General features: G+C 47.7%; 14 protein-coding genes. 5 read left to right on the top strand and 9 right to left on the bottom strand.

The genetic code is table 11. The features are described 5' to 3' along the window. Window positions 1-95 precede the first annotated feature (95 nt). The 3 genes from B3N33_RS01995 to B3N33_RS01985 all read right to left on the bottom strand — a co-directional run bounded on the left by B3N33_RS01995 (window position 96) and on the right by B3N33_RS01985 (window position 3,706). Window positions 96-887 (bottom strand): ROK family protein, encoded by a 792-nt coding sequence (locus B3N33_RS01995; protein ID WP_292592022.1) that lies wholly within the window; start codon window positions 885-887, stop codon window positions 96-98. A gap of 616 nt (window positions 888-1,503) precedes the next feature. Further along, window positions 1,504-2,880 (bottom strand): NADPH-dependent glutamate synthase, encoded by a 1,377-nt coding sequence (gltA, locus tag B3N33_RS01990; protein ID WP_292589995.1) that lies wholly within the window; start codon window positions 2,878-2,880, stop codon window positions 1,504-1,506. Further along, a complete protein-coding gene (locus B3N33_RS01985; protein WP_292592021.1) occupies window positions 2,873-3,706 on the bottom strand; it encodes a sulfide/dihydroorotate dehydrogenase-like FAD/NAD-binding protein in 834 nt (277 codons plus the stop codon). Before B3N33_RS01985 ends, gltA begins: the two co-directional genes overlap by 8 nt. Window positions 3,707-4,063: 357 nt before the next feature. Here B3N33_RS01985 and B3N33_RS01980 point away from each other — a divergent pair, with 357 nt between their 5' ends. Then, window positions 4,064-5,533, top strand: a complete 1,470-nt coding sequence (locus tag B3N33_RS01980) for a catalase (RefSeq protein ID WP_292589994.1) — start codon at window positions 4,064-4,066, stop codon at window positions 5,531-5,533. A gap of 30 nt (window positions 5,534-5,563) precedes the next feature. Then, entirely contained in the window at window positions 5,564-6,025 is a 462-nt protein-coding gene (locus tag B3N33_RS01975; protein WP_214060542.1) for a YbaN family protein, read from the top strand. 104 nt (window positions 6,026-6,129) lie between these two features. Here the strand turns inward: B3N33_RS01975 and B3N33_RS01970 are convergent, their stop codons facing one another. From B3N33_RS01970 to B3N33_RS01945, 6 genes are all read right to left on the bottom strand, one after another. After that, window positions 6,130-6,651, bottom strand: a complete 522-nt coding sequence (locus B3N33_RS01970) for a DNA polymerase ligase N-terminal domain-containing protein (RefSeq protein WP_414674171.1) — start codon at window positions 6,649-6,651, stop codon at window positions 6,130-6,132. A 198-nt stretch (window positions 6,652-6,849) separates the two neighbouring features. Then, window positions 6,850-7,545: a queuosine precursor transporter gene (locus B3N33_RS01965; protein ID WP_292592018.1), complete on the bottom strand. Its 696-nt coding sequence runs from the start codon at window positions 7,543-7,545 to the stop codon at window positions 6,850-6,852. 687 nt (window positions 7,546-8,232) lie between these two features. Continuing rightward, window positions 8,233-9,477, bottom strand: coding sequence for a DNA recombination protein RmuC (gene rmuC / locus B3N33_RS01960; RefSeq protein ID WP_214059701.1), 1,245 nt, complete (start codon window positions 9,475-9,477; stop codon window positions 8,233-8,235). A 231-nt stretch (window positions 9,478-9,708) separates the two neighbouring features. Continuing rightward, window positions 9,709-10,344 (bottom strand): corrinoid protein, encoded by a 636-nt coding sequence (locus tag B3N33_RS01955; protein ID WP_214059702.1) that lies wholly within the window; start codon window positions 10,342-10,344, stop codon window positions 9,709-9,711. A gap of 68 nt (window positions 10,345-10,412) precedes the next feature. Next, window positions 10,413-11,474 (bottom strand): NAD(P)H-dependent flavin oxidoreductase, encoded by a 1,062-nt coding sequence (locus B3N33_RS01950; RefSeq protein ID WP_414674170.1) that lies wholly within the window; start codon window positions 11,472-11,474, stop codon window positions 10,413-10,415. 138 nt (window positions 11,475-11,612) lie between these two features. Beyond that, the gene (locus B3N33_RS01945) at window positions 11,613-13,088 is read right to left on the bottom strand and encodes a DUF2779 domain-containing protein (RefSeq protein WP_292592015.1); all 1,476 of its coding nucleotides are present in this window, start codon (window positions 13,086-13,088) and stop codon (window positions 11,613-11,615) included. 262 nt (window positions 13,089-13,350) lie between these two features. Here B3N33_RS01945 and B3N33_RS01940 point away from each other — a divergent pair, with 262 nt between their 5' ends. The 3 genes from B3N33_RS01940 to B3N33_RS01930 all read left to right on the top strand — a co-directional run bounded on the left by B3N33_RS01940 (window position 13,351) and on the right by B3N33_RS01930 (window position 17,118). Further along, entirely contained in the window at window positions 13,351-14,409 is a 1,059-nt protein-coding gene (locus B3N33_RS01940; RefSeq protein ID WP_214061433.1) for a uroporphyrinogen decarboxylase family protein, read from the top strand. Between the two features lie 33 nt (window positions 14,410-14,442). Continuing rightward, window positions 14,443-15,141: a vitamin B12 dependent-methionine synthase activation domain-containing protein gene (locus tag B3N33_RS01935; RefSeq protein ID WP_292589992.1), complete on the top strand. Its 699-nt coding sequence runs from the start codon at window positions 14,443-14,445 to the stop codon at window positions 15,139-15,141. A gap of 198 nt (window positions 15,142-15,339) precedes the next feature. Further along, complete coding sequence (locus B3N33_RS01930; RefSeq protein ID WP_292589991.1) at window positions 15,340-17,118, top strand: ASKHA domain-containing protein; 1,779 nt, start codon at window positions 15,340-15,342, stop codon at window positions 17,116-17,118. Window positions 17,119-17,132: the final 14 nt, after the last annotated feature.

The raw sequence follows: 17,132 nt of genomic DNA, 5'->3' as shown, positions 1-17,132 counted from the left end.
CCCTCCAAAAATGGGGCCCTCTCTGTCATCAAAAGCAGACTTTATGACTTCAATCGAGGACTGATAGAATAACGAGTTGCTTTTCAGTCTAGCTTTCAGCAAGGGCAGGACGCTGTCCAGTATTCTTCAAGGGCGCCGCTAATTACAACCAGATCTGGATCAAGACCGTTTACGATATTCATGAGACCGATCGAGAAGGATTCGATGTAATCATCCAGTCTGTCACTTATAACGAGATCATCAAGTTCTCTCGAGCCAACCATAGTAAGCCAACAGCCCTTTCTTCCACATGAACATTCCGGTCCGTTTGGATCGATAGACATGTACCCAAATTCGCCAGCAATATGATTACTTCCAACATATATACTGCCGTTGATGAACAGTCCAATTCCGACTCCTTCCTTAACAAGAGCGTAAACTATGTTCGCAAAATCATCAGGAATGTCCCTGTTAAGAGCTACCTCAGCGAGAACTCTCAGTTTTGCATCGTTGTTGATCATTACCGGAGAATCTAGCCCTTTCAGCTTAAGTCGGCTCTCAACGAGTTCTGCAAGTACGAGGTCGGTCCAATGGAGCAAGGGAACATTAATTGCAGTTCTCAAATCACCGCGAACAAGACCCGGTGCAGAGATCACCAAATACGAAGGAAGCTCGTTTCCTTTGTTGCAAAGATCTGAAATGCAGTCCACTAATTCGCAAGCGAATCTCTCCGGGCTCTCGGATGTTCCGATTTCGCACTTGTCTGTGACATTCACTGAAAGATCGACTCTGGCGACTATGGTTGTTGCGAGTCCGACATCAACTGAGATGACAAAGGCTTTCCCGGGATTGAAGGAAAGAAGTACTTGCCTTTTTCCCAGACCAGAAGAAGTCTTGCCAGCGCTCACAAGATATCTCTCTTATCCCGGTCAAATTGGAAATCTTTGTTCTTGATATGGGCTGGTATCTAAATACAACGTCCATTATTGTCTTAAGATTTCTTTCCCTAAGCTCAGAAGGTACTCCGGCTGACCTTCTCTCAGAGATTGGCAAAATTCAGTCCTGCCAATTAGTTAGTTTCTGAACCTAAATTATTCCAGCAAACTCAACAGTCTATTTGAAAACACTCTTTTGGGTAGAACGGATTAAGCAGCTGGGAATAAAGGAGGTTGATCGGGTATGATCGTATCTCACGAGGAATTTTGAGAATATGACGCGCCAAAAAGGGAGAAGAATGAAAGCTCTGTATCACCGAAAGCTGTTTTTCGTCATATTTTCATTGCGAAGAGAAGTCTCCTTTATCGAGAGAAGTATCAGGATTCCATGATTCTCAGATTATCAGATTGGTTTTGAGAGTTGATTTATTCTTTGAACAAAAAAACTCTATTGAAAGGAGCCGGCAATTGTCTCCGAAATGTAGAGTCTCGGAGCAGAAAACCATTGACGGGCTTCTCGCGTTTTTTTGCTCTATAGTCTTCCGTGATTATTTACATTCAAGATCTGTCGCAGGTATCATGAAGCACATCACTTGCGCAACAAGTACGCCTTAATTGCTCTCGCAGAACGCTTTCCTGCTCCCATGGCTTCTATAACGGTAGCGGAACCGGTCACGATGTCTCCGCCGGCGTAGATGCCTTCATCGACTTTGCCGCTGGCTTCATCGGCATCGATACTGCCCCATCTATTCAGTCTCACCTCTGGGAAACCGGCTTTCAGAATGGCGTTTGGAGTCTGCCCGATCGCTTCGATGACCATATCCACTTCCATGATGAATTCCGATCCCTCAATTTGTATCGGCCTTCTTCTCCCCGAATCATCCGGTTCACCCAAAGTCATCTTAACGCACTTCATTCCAGTGACGTTGTTGTTTATGTCCCCTACGTACTCAACGGGAAGGGTCAGCCAGTGAAACACTATCCCCTCTTCAACGGCATGGTGGTACTCTTCTATTCTTGCAGGCATCTCTTCTTCGCTTCTCCTGTAGACCACATGAACTTCTTTGGCTCCAAGTCTTTTGGCCGTCCTTGCCGCATCCATTGTGACATTTCCTGCCCCTATCACTGCTACCCTGTCCTTTATCTTGACAGGCGTGTCGTACCTTGGAAAGAGATAGGCTTTCATAAGGTTGGTCCTCGTGAGGTATTCGGAAGAGGAGAATATGTTGTTGTGATTCGATCCCGGTATTCCCATGAATCTAGGAGCGCCCGCCCCGATACCAATGAAAACTGCATCATATTCGTTTTTGATCTCTTCGAATGGAATCGTTCGGCCTACAATCTGACTGAAACGGAATTCAACTCCCAGGCCCTTCACAAATTCAACTTCCTTTGCAACGATCTCTTTGGGAAGCCTGAACTCGGGGATACCATAAACAAGCACACCTCCCGCAGTATGGAAGGCTTCGAAGACCGTAACCGAAAAACCCTCTTTCGCGAGATCGGCTGCGACCGTTAAACCGGCCGGACCTGCACCGATGACGGCAACTCTTTTGTTTACGGACGGTTTTACGGCAGTTTCGAGAGAAATATTCTGGTCTGCAACGAATCTCTCCAGTCTCCCGATTGCAACGGGCTCACTGCCCGGGATCTTGCCCACAACGCAAACTGCTTCGCACTGCTTCTCCTGAGGGCAGACTCTTCCGCAGATTGCTGGGAGGTTGTTGGCATCTTTCAAAATCTTTGTGCTCTTCTCGATGTTACCCTCTCTCAGTGCTTTGATAAAGCCGGGAATGTCTATTCCAACGGGGCAGCCGCTAACACAGGGTTTGTGCTTGCACTGGAGACATCTGTTTGCCTCTGCAATTGCCTCCTCTTTGGTGTAGCCAAGGGCAACCTCCTCGAAGTTGTTGACTCTCTCTAGAGGATCTAATTCTCTCATCTTAACTTTGAATTTCTCAGGCATTCATCTCACCCGATTCACGTATGTACTCCTCAAGAGCAATCTGCTCCTCTTCTCGGTACTGATACTGCCTCTTGATGAGCTCGTCCCAGTTAACCAACCTGCCGTCAAATTCCGGTCCGTGAACACAGGCAAACTTCATCTCGCCCCCCACTTCTGCTCTGCAGGCTCCGCACATTCCCGTCCCATCTACCATGATCGGATTGAGTGAGACCCAGCATCGTATGTCATTCTGGGAGGCTAGAAGCGAGACAAACTTCATCATTACCATGGGCCCTATTGCCCAGATTGAAGCTGGTGGGTGATCCTTGATAACTTCCTTAAGAGGATTTGTTACCGTTCCTTTTGAACCAAGGGAACCGTCGTCGGTCGTGATGTACAGCCTGTCAAGAAATGGTCTGAATTCATTCAGCATTATAAGCTGCTCCTTCTTTGCAGCACCCAGTATTCCTATAACCTCATTTTCTGCCTCTTTCAGTGCCCTGGTAATAGGAAACAACGGTGCAATGCCAACACCACCGCCCACTACACAGACCGTTCCAAGCTTTTCTATCTCGCTGGGATTTCCTAGCGGGCCTACGATATCCGCAACTGACTCGCCCTCGCTCAAAGAGCATAGCTTGTAGGTACTCTTGCCCACGGCCTTCACAATAACTCTTACCCTTCCTTTATCGGTTGACGCAATTGTGAGAGGAATTCTCTCACCGTATTCGTCTATCCTTACTATCAGGAACTGGCCGGGCTTTGCGTATTTATAGATCTCGGGATGAGAAAGCCAGATATCAAAGGTATCCGGCGAAATTCGCTCTTTCGAGAGTACTGTGAACATTCAATCACCTCAATAGAATAATATCAGAATACAAACTACATTGCCGAAAGCCTTGAAGCTGGCCGCATATCCAAGGCGGAGAAACAATGTGATCAAGAACTGGCGTTGCGCTTAAGAGTGCTGCAAATACGAGTTTCCGCGGTATCTAATGTTAGAATAATTTAAACTAGTAAAGATTCCAAGACAGGCTTGTCTACTGAGCCCGACTTGCTCTAGTAAGAGTTTGCTTCTATGAAATCGTGAGCCATGAATGCATGTGTGTGTACTCGGCTTATTATAGATCTTTTGAGAACCCCAACCCCGTAAATAAACCCTACGATGTCCGCTTTTGCCGGACGATCAAGATTGGAGGAGATTATGGAAAAAGATCCAAAGAAAGAGAAAATGACCACGGCAGCTGGAGCGCCCGTAGGCGACAATCAGAACTCAATGACTGCCGGTCCGAGAGGCCCGATGTTGCTGCAAGATGTCTGGTATCTTGAGAAGTTGGCCCATTTCGACAGAGAGGTTATTCCGGAAAGAAGAATGCATGCGAAAGGCTCTGGAGCCTTTGGAACGTTTACCGTGACCCACGACATTACAAAGTATACCAAAGCCAAGCTCTTCTCAGAGATAGGCAAGAAGACCGATATGTTTGTCAGGTTCTCCACGGTAGCCGGAGAGAGAGGCGCTGCCGATGCCGAAAGGGATATAAGAGGTTTCGCAATGAAATATTATACAGAGGAAGGCAACTGGGATTTAGTCGGCAATAACACGCCAGTCTTCTTCTTGAGGGACCCTCTCAAGTTCCCCGATCTGAATCATGCTATTAAACGTGATCCGAAGACCAACATGAGGAGCGCGAAGAATAACTGGGATTTCTGGTCTTCACTTCCCGAAGCTCTTCATCAGGTAACAATAACAATGAGCGATCGCGGGATTCCCTTTTCGTATAGACACATGAACGGCTACGGAAGCCATACTTACAGCATGATAAACGCCAACAATGAAAGGATATGGGTGAAGTTCCACTTCAAGACGCAACAAGGAATCAAGAATCTCACCGATGCCGAAGCGGAAGCCATAGTCGCGAAAGATCGGGAGAGCCACCAGCGCGATCTCTTCGAGAGCATAGAGAGAGGCGACTTTCCAAGATGGACCATGTATATTCAGGTTATGACGCTGGAACAGGCCGATAAAATGCCCTACAATCCCTTCGACTTGACAAAGGTCTGGTACAAAGGAGAGTTCCCGCTCACCGAGGTTGGGTACTTCGAGCTGAACAAGAACCCTGAAAACTACTATCTTGATGTCGAACAGGCTGCCTTCAATCCGGCAAGTATTGTTCCCGGAATAGGTTTCTCTCCAGACAAAATGCTTCAGGGAAGGCTCTTCTCCTACGGTGACGCCCAGCGTTACAGGCTCGGGGTTAACCATCATCAGATTCCAGTTAACAGGCCACGGTTCCCATTCAATAGTTATCATCGTGACGGACAGATGAGAGTAGATGATAATGCAGGAAGCACGATAGGCTATGAACCCAATAGTTACGGAGCATGGGCTGAACAACCTGAATACAAAGAACCCCCTCTAGAGCTAAAGGGTGCCGCCGATAACTGGAACTTCAGAGAAGATGACGATGATTACTACACCCAGCCTGGAAAGCTTTTCAATCTTATGACTCCAGAGCAGCAGCAAGTTCTTTTTGAGAACACAGCAAGGAACATGGGAGACTCGCCAAAAGAAATCAAGATTAGACATATTGGAAACTGCCTGAAAGCCGATCCCACTTATGGAGCGGGGCTTGCGAAGGCTCTGGGAATTTCGCTGGACGAAGTTGGGAAGTAGCCAAATATTTAGCAGCAAGAAAGGTAACTTGTGAGACTTAAACAAGTTTTGCTGGTAATCGCAGGATCGGGTTCCCTTTTTCTTGGCGTAACCGGAATAGTACTTCCATTGCTGCCTACAACTCCGTTTCTCTTGTTGGCAGCGTTTTGTAATCTGAGAAGCTCAGAGAAGCTGTACCAATGGTTGATCGGCCACAAGCTATTCGGTGCGTATATCTACAGCTATCTCCATTTCCGAGCCGTAAGGAGGAGAGCAAGAAATCTTGCACTTGCGTTGGTGTGCTCCACTCTTACCTTGACAATGATGCTGATATCAAATGCTGTTGTCACGGCAATTCTTATCGGAGTTGGCACTGCCGTTTCTGTTCATCTTAAGTTGAAAACATTGACGAGTGAGATGCTTGGGGAAGTCAGGAAGGGCCTGAAGAATCCAGATACGATCAATAAAGACACTACCTCGAATAGCGGCAATACTCAATCACGATCACAATAGTCCCGATCTCCCGCCATCAAGATGAACTCTCGCAGCTCCAGAAAGGGAAAAGATGATATCCGGCTTATTCATCTCCTGATCTTGAAGCTCGCTGTATGAGTTGCTTAATCTTTGGAATCACGAATTTCTTCAAGGCTTCTTCCTGTCTTGACTGAATTGGGCTCGGTCGACGTTGGGTTTCTTCTTGCATCGGCTTCTCTATCGTTCATCTTGACCAGAAGCCACCGCGCATTCTCCGCTTTTCCCGTTCGGACGAGCGCGTAGCCACCCTTAAGCTTCTCTCCTTCGAGCCAAATTGTGATATGACCATCTTCGATTTGTTTTGTGAGTGGGTTCGATTCAGGGTCTTCCTTCAGATTTCTGTAGCTTCCTCGGTCCCATAGAAGGACCGTGCCGCCGCCGTACTCTCCTTCGGGGATATTTCCTTCGAAATCGCCGTACTCGAGGGGATGGTCTTCCGTGGGAACGGCCCACGACTTCAGAACTCCGTCTACTTCGATTCGAAAGTCATAATGAAGAGTCGATGCGGCGTGTTTCTGAACAACAAACACCGGTCTATCTCTTGCCCATTCAAGAGAGGCCTCTTTACCGTCGGGCTCCGGCGTTTTGTTGAAGTCTCTCTTCATTTCGTACTTATTCAGTTTCCTGTCGCCCTCGTCCACAGTCTACCTCCTGATCTGTTTGTCAGCCGGAGAGTTCAACAATCAATTCTCTCAAGAGTATTCCTGTTTCATATGAATTATATCAACCGACGGCCGAGAGCTTTCGAAGCACAAGAGAGCACAGCATGAAACTATCTCGAGGAAGATTTCTCATCAAGAAACTCAGGGAACAAGATCCTTGATTTTACCCTCGTCTTTCAGTTTTCGGGCTAGATAGATGAATGGAGTGTCTAGAACTGCAACGACCCACTTTAGAATGTAAGTGGACCAGAATATCTGCCACCACACATCGGTCGAAAAAACTCCTAGAAAGGCTAACGAAGTAAAAACCGCCGTATCGATCAGCTGCGATACCATCGTGCTTGCGTTATTTCTGAGCCAGATGTGCTTCCTGTCAGGAAACCTCTTCTTCCAGAAATCATATGCCCAGACATCATGTAACTGAGAACACCAGTAGGCTGCCAGACTTGCCAGAGCAATTCTGGGGAGAAGGCCGAATATTGCTGAGAGATGCTCCTGAGAGAAATCAGAGTGATGAGGCTCGAAGGCAAGAGCGATTTGCATTATCACGGTAGTCGATATCAGAGAGAAAAAACCGATGTAAACTGCTCTCTTGGCCTCCTTCTTTCCATGATTCTCAGAAAGAATATCCGTAGCCAGAAATGACGTCGCATAAACGATGTTTCCCAGAGTCGCGGCCATCCAGAAAAGCGAAACCGTCTTTATTACCTGCACATTGGCAATTATCGCAGCTATGGCTACCCAGACGTACAGTCCCGTCTTTCCCCACAACCTGTAAGCAACTGTGATCAAACTGAAGTTCGCTACAAGCATCAAGAACCACAATAGTTCGTTCATCTGTACCTCCATTCCGAATCCTTCACAATCAGCATCAAGAAACCGGCAAAGTTCTGTCATCGGAAGACCGGATATTGCCCCCCCTCTCGCATTTTATCGCATAAAGACTTTCAGAACCACTCTCGCGTATCATAATATTGTCTTACTGATAGAACAGGCAACCAGAAGCGAAATCACATGGATTTTACCTGAAAGGGATAAAATTGTTATTTTCCATGAAGTCGAGGAGATAGTCGAAAAAACTGCAAGAACGACGAAAATATCTTCGGTTACGACATCCGGGCACATCAAATACTGACGGTGGTCTAACTCAACTCGCTTATCCTCGCCGAAAAACTTAATGCAGATCGCTCTGTAGTAGAAATTACAGCGTTAATTCACGACTGCGCAGATAGCAACCTTTACAGGGACCAGCATATACACGGTGCAGTCGAAGCGGATTGAGTTGCAAGTGCCGATGCGAGTGCCCATATTGTTGGTCTGCCCTCTTTGTTCCGTCTAGCATATGTCAACTACTTTCGATTAGGCTGGCGGATGGATTTCGGGAAAGACCGAAAGAAGCTGGCAGAAGCTCTGCTCCGAAGCAGAAAGACTGATCTTTGATGACCACATCGCGGCGAAAAAAGTTCTCAACCGCCTCTGAAGCGATCTTTCCCAAGTCCAGTCTCTGTATTTTGGCGCAGGAGATCAATCATAGTTCATATTTTCCGAAGATCTCGGTTCCTCGGCAATCCCTTCAATTTCGGGAAGCCTTTCGCGTGTCTCGGTAAGAGCTTCGATCTCCCTGACTTTCGGAAGCAGCCTGCTTTCAAAGGAACCCACTCCATCATTGTAGGCACTGACGGCGTTCTTTAGGTGGCCCTGCAGTCTGTTGTAATGAGCGAAGAAAACACCGAATCTATTATAGAGTTCTTTCGAGGCTTGAACAAGCCTCTCAGCGTTTTCGGTAAGGCTGTACTGCTGCCACCCATAGGCTACAGACTTCAACAGCGCAACGAGATTCACCGGAGAAGCAATAAGGACCTTCTTCGCAATAGCATATTCAAAGAGTTCCGGGTCAGTTAGAAAAGCCGCATTTATTGCAGACTCCACCGGGACAAACATTACCACAAAATCGGCATTTCTGTTGAACGATTCAGAGTATTTCTTGCTGGCGAGTCTATTCACTGTCTCTCGAACATTCCTTGCGTAGACGTTCATGAACTGGCTTCTCGACGACTCGTCTTCTTCTTCCAATGCGGCAAGATAACTGTCGAGTGGAACTTTGGCGTCTACCGGTATGTAAGCCTCGTTAGGTAGTTTTACAATAAGATCCGGCCTGCCGCTGTCAATCGATTCCTGTTCCACAAAATCAACATGTTCGGTCATGCCGCTGAGCTCAACTATTCTACGAAGCTCAATCTCACCCCATCTTCCACGAGTTGATCTATTTCTCAAGGCGCCCTTCAAATCCGCAACGCCCTGCCTAAGATCGGTGTTTGCTGTCGTAAGAGTCCTCAGTTGTTCTTCAAGAGCTTTGTATGCTCCTTCTCTCTTAGATTCCAATTCCCTCACATTTCTTTCCAGCTTTTCCAGGTTGTCTTTCACCGGACTCACGAGACTCTCGAAATCCCTTTTCTGACTGCCCCAATCTTCTTTCTGCAGCTTGAGCAATCCCGAGAACTTGTCGTTTGCCTGTCGAATGAAGTTTTCGGTACTGGAATTGAGAACATCAGATGATATCGCTTTGAAGGTCTCTTCAAGCTCCTCTTTAGCAGAAGTTAGCCATTCCAGTTTTTCATCCCTCTCTGCGACATCTCTCTCCAGGTCCTTTTCTTTGAGCTGGAGTTCCTGATTCCTCCTGATACTCTGAGAAAGTCTTCTGACAGATGCAATTGCGAAGAGAAAGGAAATCAGAGTGACGACCGACATTATTATCAGCGCTGTCAACATCCTGAACCCTCCATCCGTAAATAGACAGCTTTACAGCCGTCAAAATGAAAAATCGGAATAAATGAATACCATCGGTATTATACCAACTTGTCTTTGAAATTGCACTTTGTAAAGGTTCCCTGAGCACATTTGGTCGTGTATTGAGTACCTATTCTTTGATTTTCGCGTTAAGCAAACGATCTTCTCGGCGATTCCGGATCGCCATCGGACACTCTTCAAGAATCAATGAGCTTACCTAGATACGAACATCCTTGCCAGTTCGACGGCTCCGGCACTGTCGGGAGAATAACCGTCCGCTCCAATTTCCTCAGCATAAGCTTGACTCACGGGCGCCCCACCTATGAGCACCTTTACTTCTTCTCGAATGCCGGCCTTTTTCAGTTCTTCAATCACTCTGGGCATATTGAGCATTGTGGTCGTTAACAGGGCGGAAATAACAAGAATATCCGGCTTCGCACCTTTGGCTGCCTCAACGAACTCTTCGGGCTTCACATCGACGCCAAGGTCGATTATTTCGAAGCCCGCTCCCTTAAGCATCATACACACTAGGTTTTTTCCAATGTCATGGAGGTCACCCTCGATAGTCCCGGCAATCACTTTGCCGATCTTCTTGACCCCTCCGCTGACAAGAAGAGGTTCAATAAGGTCCATACATTGGTTCATCGCCTTTGCAGCAACAAGAACTTCGGGAACGAAATACTCGCCCTCTCTGAATAGCCTGCCGACTTCATCCATCCCCGGGATAAGTGCGCTATCCAGAATTTCCTTTGCGCTGAGGCCTTCCGCTAGAGCCTCTTCAGTGGCAGCTTTTGCCTGAGCAGGCATTGTTTCGATGATCGCGTTCGTTATCTTCTCCAGGGTTCCCATCTTCGACCTCCCCCACATTTATTTGCGGTGCAGACAGACAGCTGATTTCTTAAGATACATCAAGAAAGCTAGCGCCTGTTTTCACCGAATAGTCTATCTATAACCTTCTTCACTGTTGTAATGCCTTCTATCCTGTATCCTTCGCTTCCCGTAAAGGCAAAGCCATTTTCCAGATCTCCCTTGCAGGCATTCATGAGCGCCTCTGCAATGCAGTATGGCGCTTCTTTGTAATTGCATGTCTTTATGCACTGAAATGAGCATTTAAACGGCTTTTTCTTTCCCTGCTCAACATCGTCCAGAAACTTGTTTTTTATTGCTCTGCCCGGCATTCCCACAGGACTCTTGATAATGGTTATATCCTCCCGACAAGCATTCACGAATGCCTGCTTGAACCTGTAGTCTGCATCGCATTCTTCCGTGGCCACAAAGGCCGTCCCTACTTGAACTGCTGAGGCCCCGAGCTTGAAGACTTTTTCGACATCATCTCTATCGAATATCCCTCCTGCAGCTATCACCGGGATGTTTTTTCCAGTATCACGTTTCACCTGATCTACAAACCTTCTGATCTCAGGTACCGTCTTTTCGAGAGAACTCTCTTCAGAAAAGACCTCCTCGACTCTGTATCCGAGGTGGCCGCCCGCCTTAGGTCCCTCCACAACGAAGCCGTCGGGGACGTATCTGTACCTGCCAAACCATCTCTTGAATATTACGGTCGCTGACTTCAGAGATGAGACCACTGGAATTATAGCCGTTTCCGATCCATCATAGAGATAAGAGGGAAGATCAAGAGGCAGTCCCGCGCCGGAGATGATCACGTCTATCTTCTCCTTCACGGCCGTTTCCACCATCTCTGCGTAGTTTGTGAGGGCTACCATAATGTTTACTCCCAAAACCCCTTTTGTCTTCTCCCTTGCCCTTCTTATGGTATTCTTGAGGCCATCTATGCTTGCCTGCCTGAAGTTCTTTCTGTAACCGTCAACCGTCATACCGATACCTGCCGTTCCAATAACCCCTATTCCACCTTCAGAAGCGACGGTAGCGGCCAGGTTGTCCAGAGAAATCCCTACGGCCATTCCTCCTTGAATAAGGGGAAGCGATGTCTCATGATTCTTTATCTTGAAGATTTCTATGTCGTCACATCCTCTCGATGCCTAAAGTGTGCATAATTCATAATAACCTAATTTGATGACCAAACTATTCTACTTCGAAAAGAATTCGATTAAGTCGTATGCTGACGATTCACATTTGTATCAACAGTATCCTCATTCTCATGAAAGATCGCAGAGAAACTTGTGAATCTCCACCATCGCCAGTGTATCCATCTTGCAGTACTCCAGCATATCTCTTCTTATTCTCTCTACCTCGGGCTCTCTGTAATTTCCCAGAGCCATATTCACGAAAACATACCTGGCATCGTCACCGTTATGGATGAACAGTCCCTCATAACCAATCCCTTCCACAAGTGCAGGAAGAAGCCTTTTGATCGAGAAGCTCCCACCGAGGTCGGGATGATATATATGGTCTTTCACAAGCAGTTCCGAATCTACAAATATCTCCGAGAAGGAGACGAGCTGCTCTGAAAGCTCTGGATAATCTCTGTATCTATTGGACAGCCATCTCAGAATATTTCTCTCAACGGAAGCATGGTGCGCCATGAGTGTTGTACAGTCCTTGAGGTCCTCAACCAGCCTTTCGGCGAGCAGGAGGCTTTCATCTCTCGAAGGATTGCCGAAGAGAAACTCCCTGTGTTCCGGAGTCCCAAAGGCCTCCCTTCTAATGTGCAGTGAATATTGATACGGGATCCCCTCGTAGGGAGCCAGGCCATCATACAGGGGAATAACTGAAGCTGCAGTCTCGAAATCGAGATAACCTATCGGATACTCCATACTATTCAGCTTTTCTCGAAGCTCTTCGGGTTCGTCAACCACTATCCCTCCTGTCTTAGCTCCACGAAAGACCCTTTGCAGAAGGGGTTTGTCACCAAGTATCTCTCGCGGAAGCTCTTCTAGATAGAAGTATCCCTTTTCGATCAAAGCATCTGTCTTATCGGCACCCAATCTGGGAAGCTCAAAGATACTGAGTCTCCTGTCCAGACCGAAGCATCTTCGAAGATGCTCGCAGTCTCTGCATTTGTACCCCAATGAGCCGGAAGGGATCAATGTTGAAGTCAAGATAACTGATGCAAGTTCGAGTTTGGCCGTTATCTCGATTTTCTGCTCCGAGACCTCATCCGTTACGTCTATGATCTCAAAGAGCTTCCTGTCATCGTCACCCTTGCGATACATTCTAGAGACCATGATCAAACATGCTTTCTTGACTCTGTAACCCGAGCTTTCTATAACTGAAACTGTGTAAGAGAGATCTCTTATGTAGTCCTTTGTGTTCGATGAACCTGCAAGGCTGGATTTGACCTCGAAGACATCCAGTCCATCTGCCCCTTTTCTCAAAACGTCCGCCCTTGAGACGAAATCGCCGCTAATGAAAGCGGGTTCAAACAGTGTTACGGACTGCCTGTCTCCGATAATCCGCTCGGTTGCGAAGGAGGCCTCAAAGGGATCCAGTTCCTCTATCAGAATACCTTCAGGAAATAGACTCCTCGCCCTTCTGCCGACATCTAGACCCTCTTTCATCCTGAAATCTTCTGCGATTGTCGGCGTGAAATCCCGAGGTTCATTCCTCTCGATCCATCCCCTTACAGGGCAGTAATCGTACTCGAGAAACATCTTCTTAGTAATAAGTCTCAACTAGCTTCACCTCGAGTCTTGAAGAGTGTTGAATGCCTGAACTCAGATAACGTCTCATGATGATTATAACAGTACCGACAGGTCCGATTTTCAGGCCTTGTTTCGAGCCTTTATTTCTTCCGCAACTGCAGGCACGCATTCGTCGAGGCTTTATTTGAGATATGGATTGATGCTAGAATGCTTTTGATGAATACTCGATTCACTTGAATCTGATCGGAGCTTCCGAAGTTTTGAGCCTTTGGAAAAAATGGGGGGGATTCAGTTGAAACCGGCACCCGATTTCTCAGTGATCCAGGACGTCTTCAGGCGTAATGGAGAACCTTGCAGAGTTCCGTTCTTTGAACTCTTTGCGGACGATGAAATAATGGAAGAAGTGATGGGCTACAAACTTGCCGAAGTAGAAGAAGATCCCGACAGGTACTTCGACCAGCTGGTCGGTTTCTACGATGAACTGGGATATGACTACGTTCCCTTCTATCAGGCTCCCCGCTTTCCCACTCCCGATTACATTCATGGTGATGACACGGCAACATACCGCAGAGAAAGCAGGAAGTGGATGAATGAAAAGGGCGGCCCCATTAAGACCCTAAAAGACCTCCAGGAAGCGGACTGGCCGAAGGCAGATGAAGCTGTCGATTTCGACCTTTTCCGTAAGCTGGGTGAGCACCTTCCCGAAGGAATGAAAGTAGTTGGAGGGGCTTCCGGCGGGCCATTTGAGCACTCCAGCTTCCTGATGGGTGTTGAGAATCTCTCCATGGCCGTTTACGAGGATCCCGAGCTGGTCAACACTCTTAACGAAAAGATCGGCAATGTTCTGGTCGGAGCCGCAAAGATAATCTCTTCTATGGAATGTGTAGGCGCCTACTGTTTTGGAGACGATCTCGGATACAAGACATCGACCATCTTCTCTCCGAGACATCTCAGAAGACTGGTCTTCCCGTGGTACAAAGAGATAGCCAGCGTGGTACATGCAAACGGTAAACCCTTTGTCCTTCACAGTTGCGGCAACTTGACCACTGTAATGGACGATATAATAGAAGCCGGAGTCGATGCAAAACACTCCTTTGAAGACCAGATAATGCCTGTTCCAGAAGTGAAAAGAAGATGGGGCAAGAGAATCTCGATCCTCGGAGGAATAGATGTTGATTTTCTATGTCACGCCTCCGTCGAGCAAGTTAGGGATCGAACGCTCGAGACTCTCGAACAATGCGCTCCGGGAGGCGGGTATGCTTTAGGCACGGGCAACACCGTCGCCAACTACATCCCGGTTAAAAACTACCTTGCGATGCTGGAGGCCGGAAATGAATTCAACTCTCGCTAGATACGTCGAATCGACCTCCGATTAGGTACGTTCATGGCAGAATGCGAGAAAAACATCTCAGTTTTGAAAGGCATACCTTTCGATATAGATGCGGCTTCGCTTGTAGAAAGCCTGCGGATCAGAGCCGGTTCTGAGGAAGAGACGACTTTCAGAGAGCTCGTAGAGAATGCTCGTGAGACTGCAAACCCAAAAGCGATCTACAGGACCTGCTTTGTCGACTGCGTTAACAACGACGAAGTTACGATAGAAGGTGTTCGCTTCGAGAGCCGTCTCCTGTCGAAAAAACTCCATTCGGTCGGCAGAGTCTTCCCGTTCGTCATAACTTCCGGACGAGAACTTTACGAGTACCCGCTCGATCGTACAGATTTTCTCAAAATCTTTCTCTGGGATAGTTTGCTGGAACACATACTACATGAGGCAGCCGGGTTCCTAAGAAGCGAGATTTCCAGGAATAACCTGATAGAAAACCTCGTATGGATGTCTCCAGGTTCGGGAGATGCGGAGATCTGGGCTCTGCAGCAGCAGAAGGAATTGTTTTCCTTGATTGGAAATGTGAAGGAAGAAATTGGGGTCGAACTGAATGAGTCTCTTCTCATGATTCCGACGAAGTCAATTTCGGGAATTGCATTTCAGTCCGAGAAGGATTACAGGAGCTGCATGGTTTGCAGAAGGGCTAACTGTCATTACAGAAGCGCACCGTATGATCGGAAGCTGAGGGACTCCCTTGAATAGAGTGGATCAGTCTTCAAAATCAGTCTGGTTGAGGCTAGGAGTTGCTGTGTGAGGTTGGAGCAGAAGAAATCAGTTCTCAGTTTACCATTGTCCGTTCGGAAAGACCGCTGCCCAAAAGGAGCCTGCTGTGGTGTCGCTCTCGAGTGAATGGATAGGTTAGATAAGATCGAGGATACCGATGAGGAGAGAGGTTAAGTAATGAAAGAAGCTGTGTATAAGGTCACATTCCTGCCTTCGCAAAGAACAGTAACGGCAAAGAGAGGCGAGATTCTGCTTGATGTTTTGAGAAGGGAATCGCAGCAGGTGAATGCCGTATGTGGAGGAAAGGGAAACTGTGGAAAGTGCAAGGCGCTTTTGGCTGAAGGAAGCGAGGCCTTCCCGCTCACCCTTACCGAGTCAAGACTTCTGACACGAGACGAGATTGCGGCCGGATACAGGCTGAGCTGCCAGTTCAAAGTCATGACCGATGTCAGAGTCAAGACGGAGGACCCGGCTCTGAATTCCGCAGTTTCCAAACCGCCTCTTCCGAAGGCCTCGATAAGAGAGATATCTCCACAGGTTAGAGTCGAAGAGTTTTCTCTTTGTAGGCCGGATATTGATGACCAGGCTTCAGATTATTCAAGGCTTATGAGTGCTCTCGTTACCGAAAGACCGGGGATTGACAGACTTAGTCTTCTGAGAAGGCTTCCCCATGTCATAAGGGAGCTGGATTACAGAGGCAGGGCAGTCTTGTACGGAAGCGAAGTAATAGACATACTACCTTTCTCGAACGAAAGAGGCATCTTCGGTGTCGCAATCGACATAGGCACGACAACCCTCGCAGTTTACCTGGCAGATCTTAAGTCGGGAGAGATCGTTGCGGTTCGATCTGCTTCCAATCCCCAGTCTGCATATGGCCAGGATGTCATTTCCAGGATTGACTACGCAATCAAGAGAGACGAAGGAATCGATGAGCTGAGAACTGCAGTCTTGACAACACTGAACAAGCTGATCGACGATCTCTGCAAAGAAGGGGAAGTATCGAAGGAAAGGATCTACGATACTTCGATAGTGGGAAACACGACGATGATCCACATCCTTCTCGGAATAAGCCCCGAGAGAATCGCCTCCTCGCCTTTCATACCGACATTCACAGGAGGAAAAGTGTTCGAGTCACGGGAACTTGACCTAGAAGAGTCCATTCCAAATTCGAAAATCTACATAATGCCCGGAATCTCAGCCTATGTGGGCTCGGATATCACGGCCGACATTCTCTCGTCTGGATTTGTCGAAGATTCCGGCAACGTTCTCCTTGTGGATATCGGAACCAACGGGGAGATGGCCCTCAAAAGCGGCGACAGAATCTTCGCTTGCTCTACCGCGGCAGGTCCGGCATTCGAAGGAGGCAACATAAGCCAGGGAACTATTGCCAGACCGGGAGCGGTGGATCATGTGTGGTTGAATGGAGAAGGTATCGGATTCAGTACAGTGAATGGGTCGAAGGCCTCTGGAATCTGTGGTTCGGGATTGATAGACGCGATTGCCGTAATGATGGATGCGGGTGTAGTCAGCGAATCGGGACGAATCAAAGGAGAACACTTAGAGCTTGACGGCCCGGTGGGAAAAGTGCGGATAACCAGGCGAGACATTCGTGAAGTACAGCTTGCAAAAGCAGCCATTCGAGCAGGAGTATCCGTCTTGATGGACCGGGCCGGCATCGAGAAGCAAGATATAGACCGGATTCTGCTTGCCGGAGCCTTCGGAAACTACATCGATCCCAAAAATGCCCTGCGAATAGGCATGCTTCCCAATGTGCCGGTCGAAAGAGTTTCACCCGTAGGCAATGCGGCCGGTCTGGGTGCAGTTCTGGCAGTTCTCGATAGCGGGATTCGAGAGAGAGCGGAACGTCTCAGCGGTGAGATACATTATGTAGAACTATCTGGGAGAAAGGATTTCAACGAGATCTTCGTTGAGAATCTTGCCTTGAGGGAGGGATAAAGAATGGCTTTCAA

It is taken from the genome of Mesotoga sp. UBA5825 (assembly GCF_002432955.1).
Taxonomy (GTDB): domain Bacteria; phylum Thermotogota; class Thermotogae; order Petrotogales; family Kosmotogaceae; genus Mesotoga.
The sequence above is the reverse complement of the archived record's forward strand: the minus strand, read 5'-3'. Positions and strand labels throughout refer to the sequence as shown.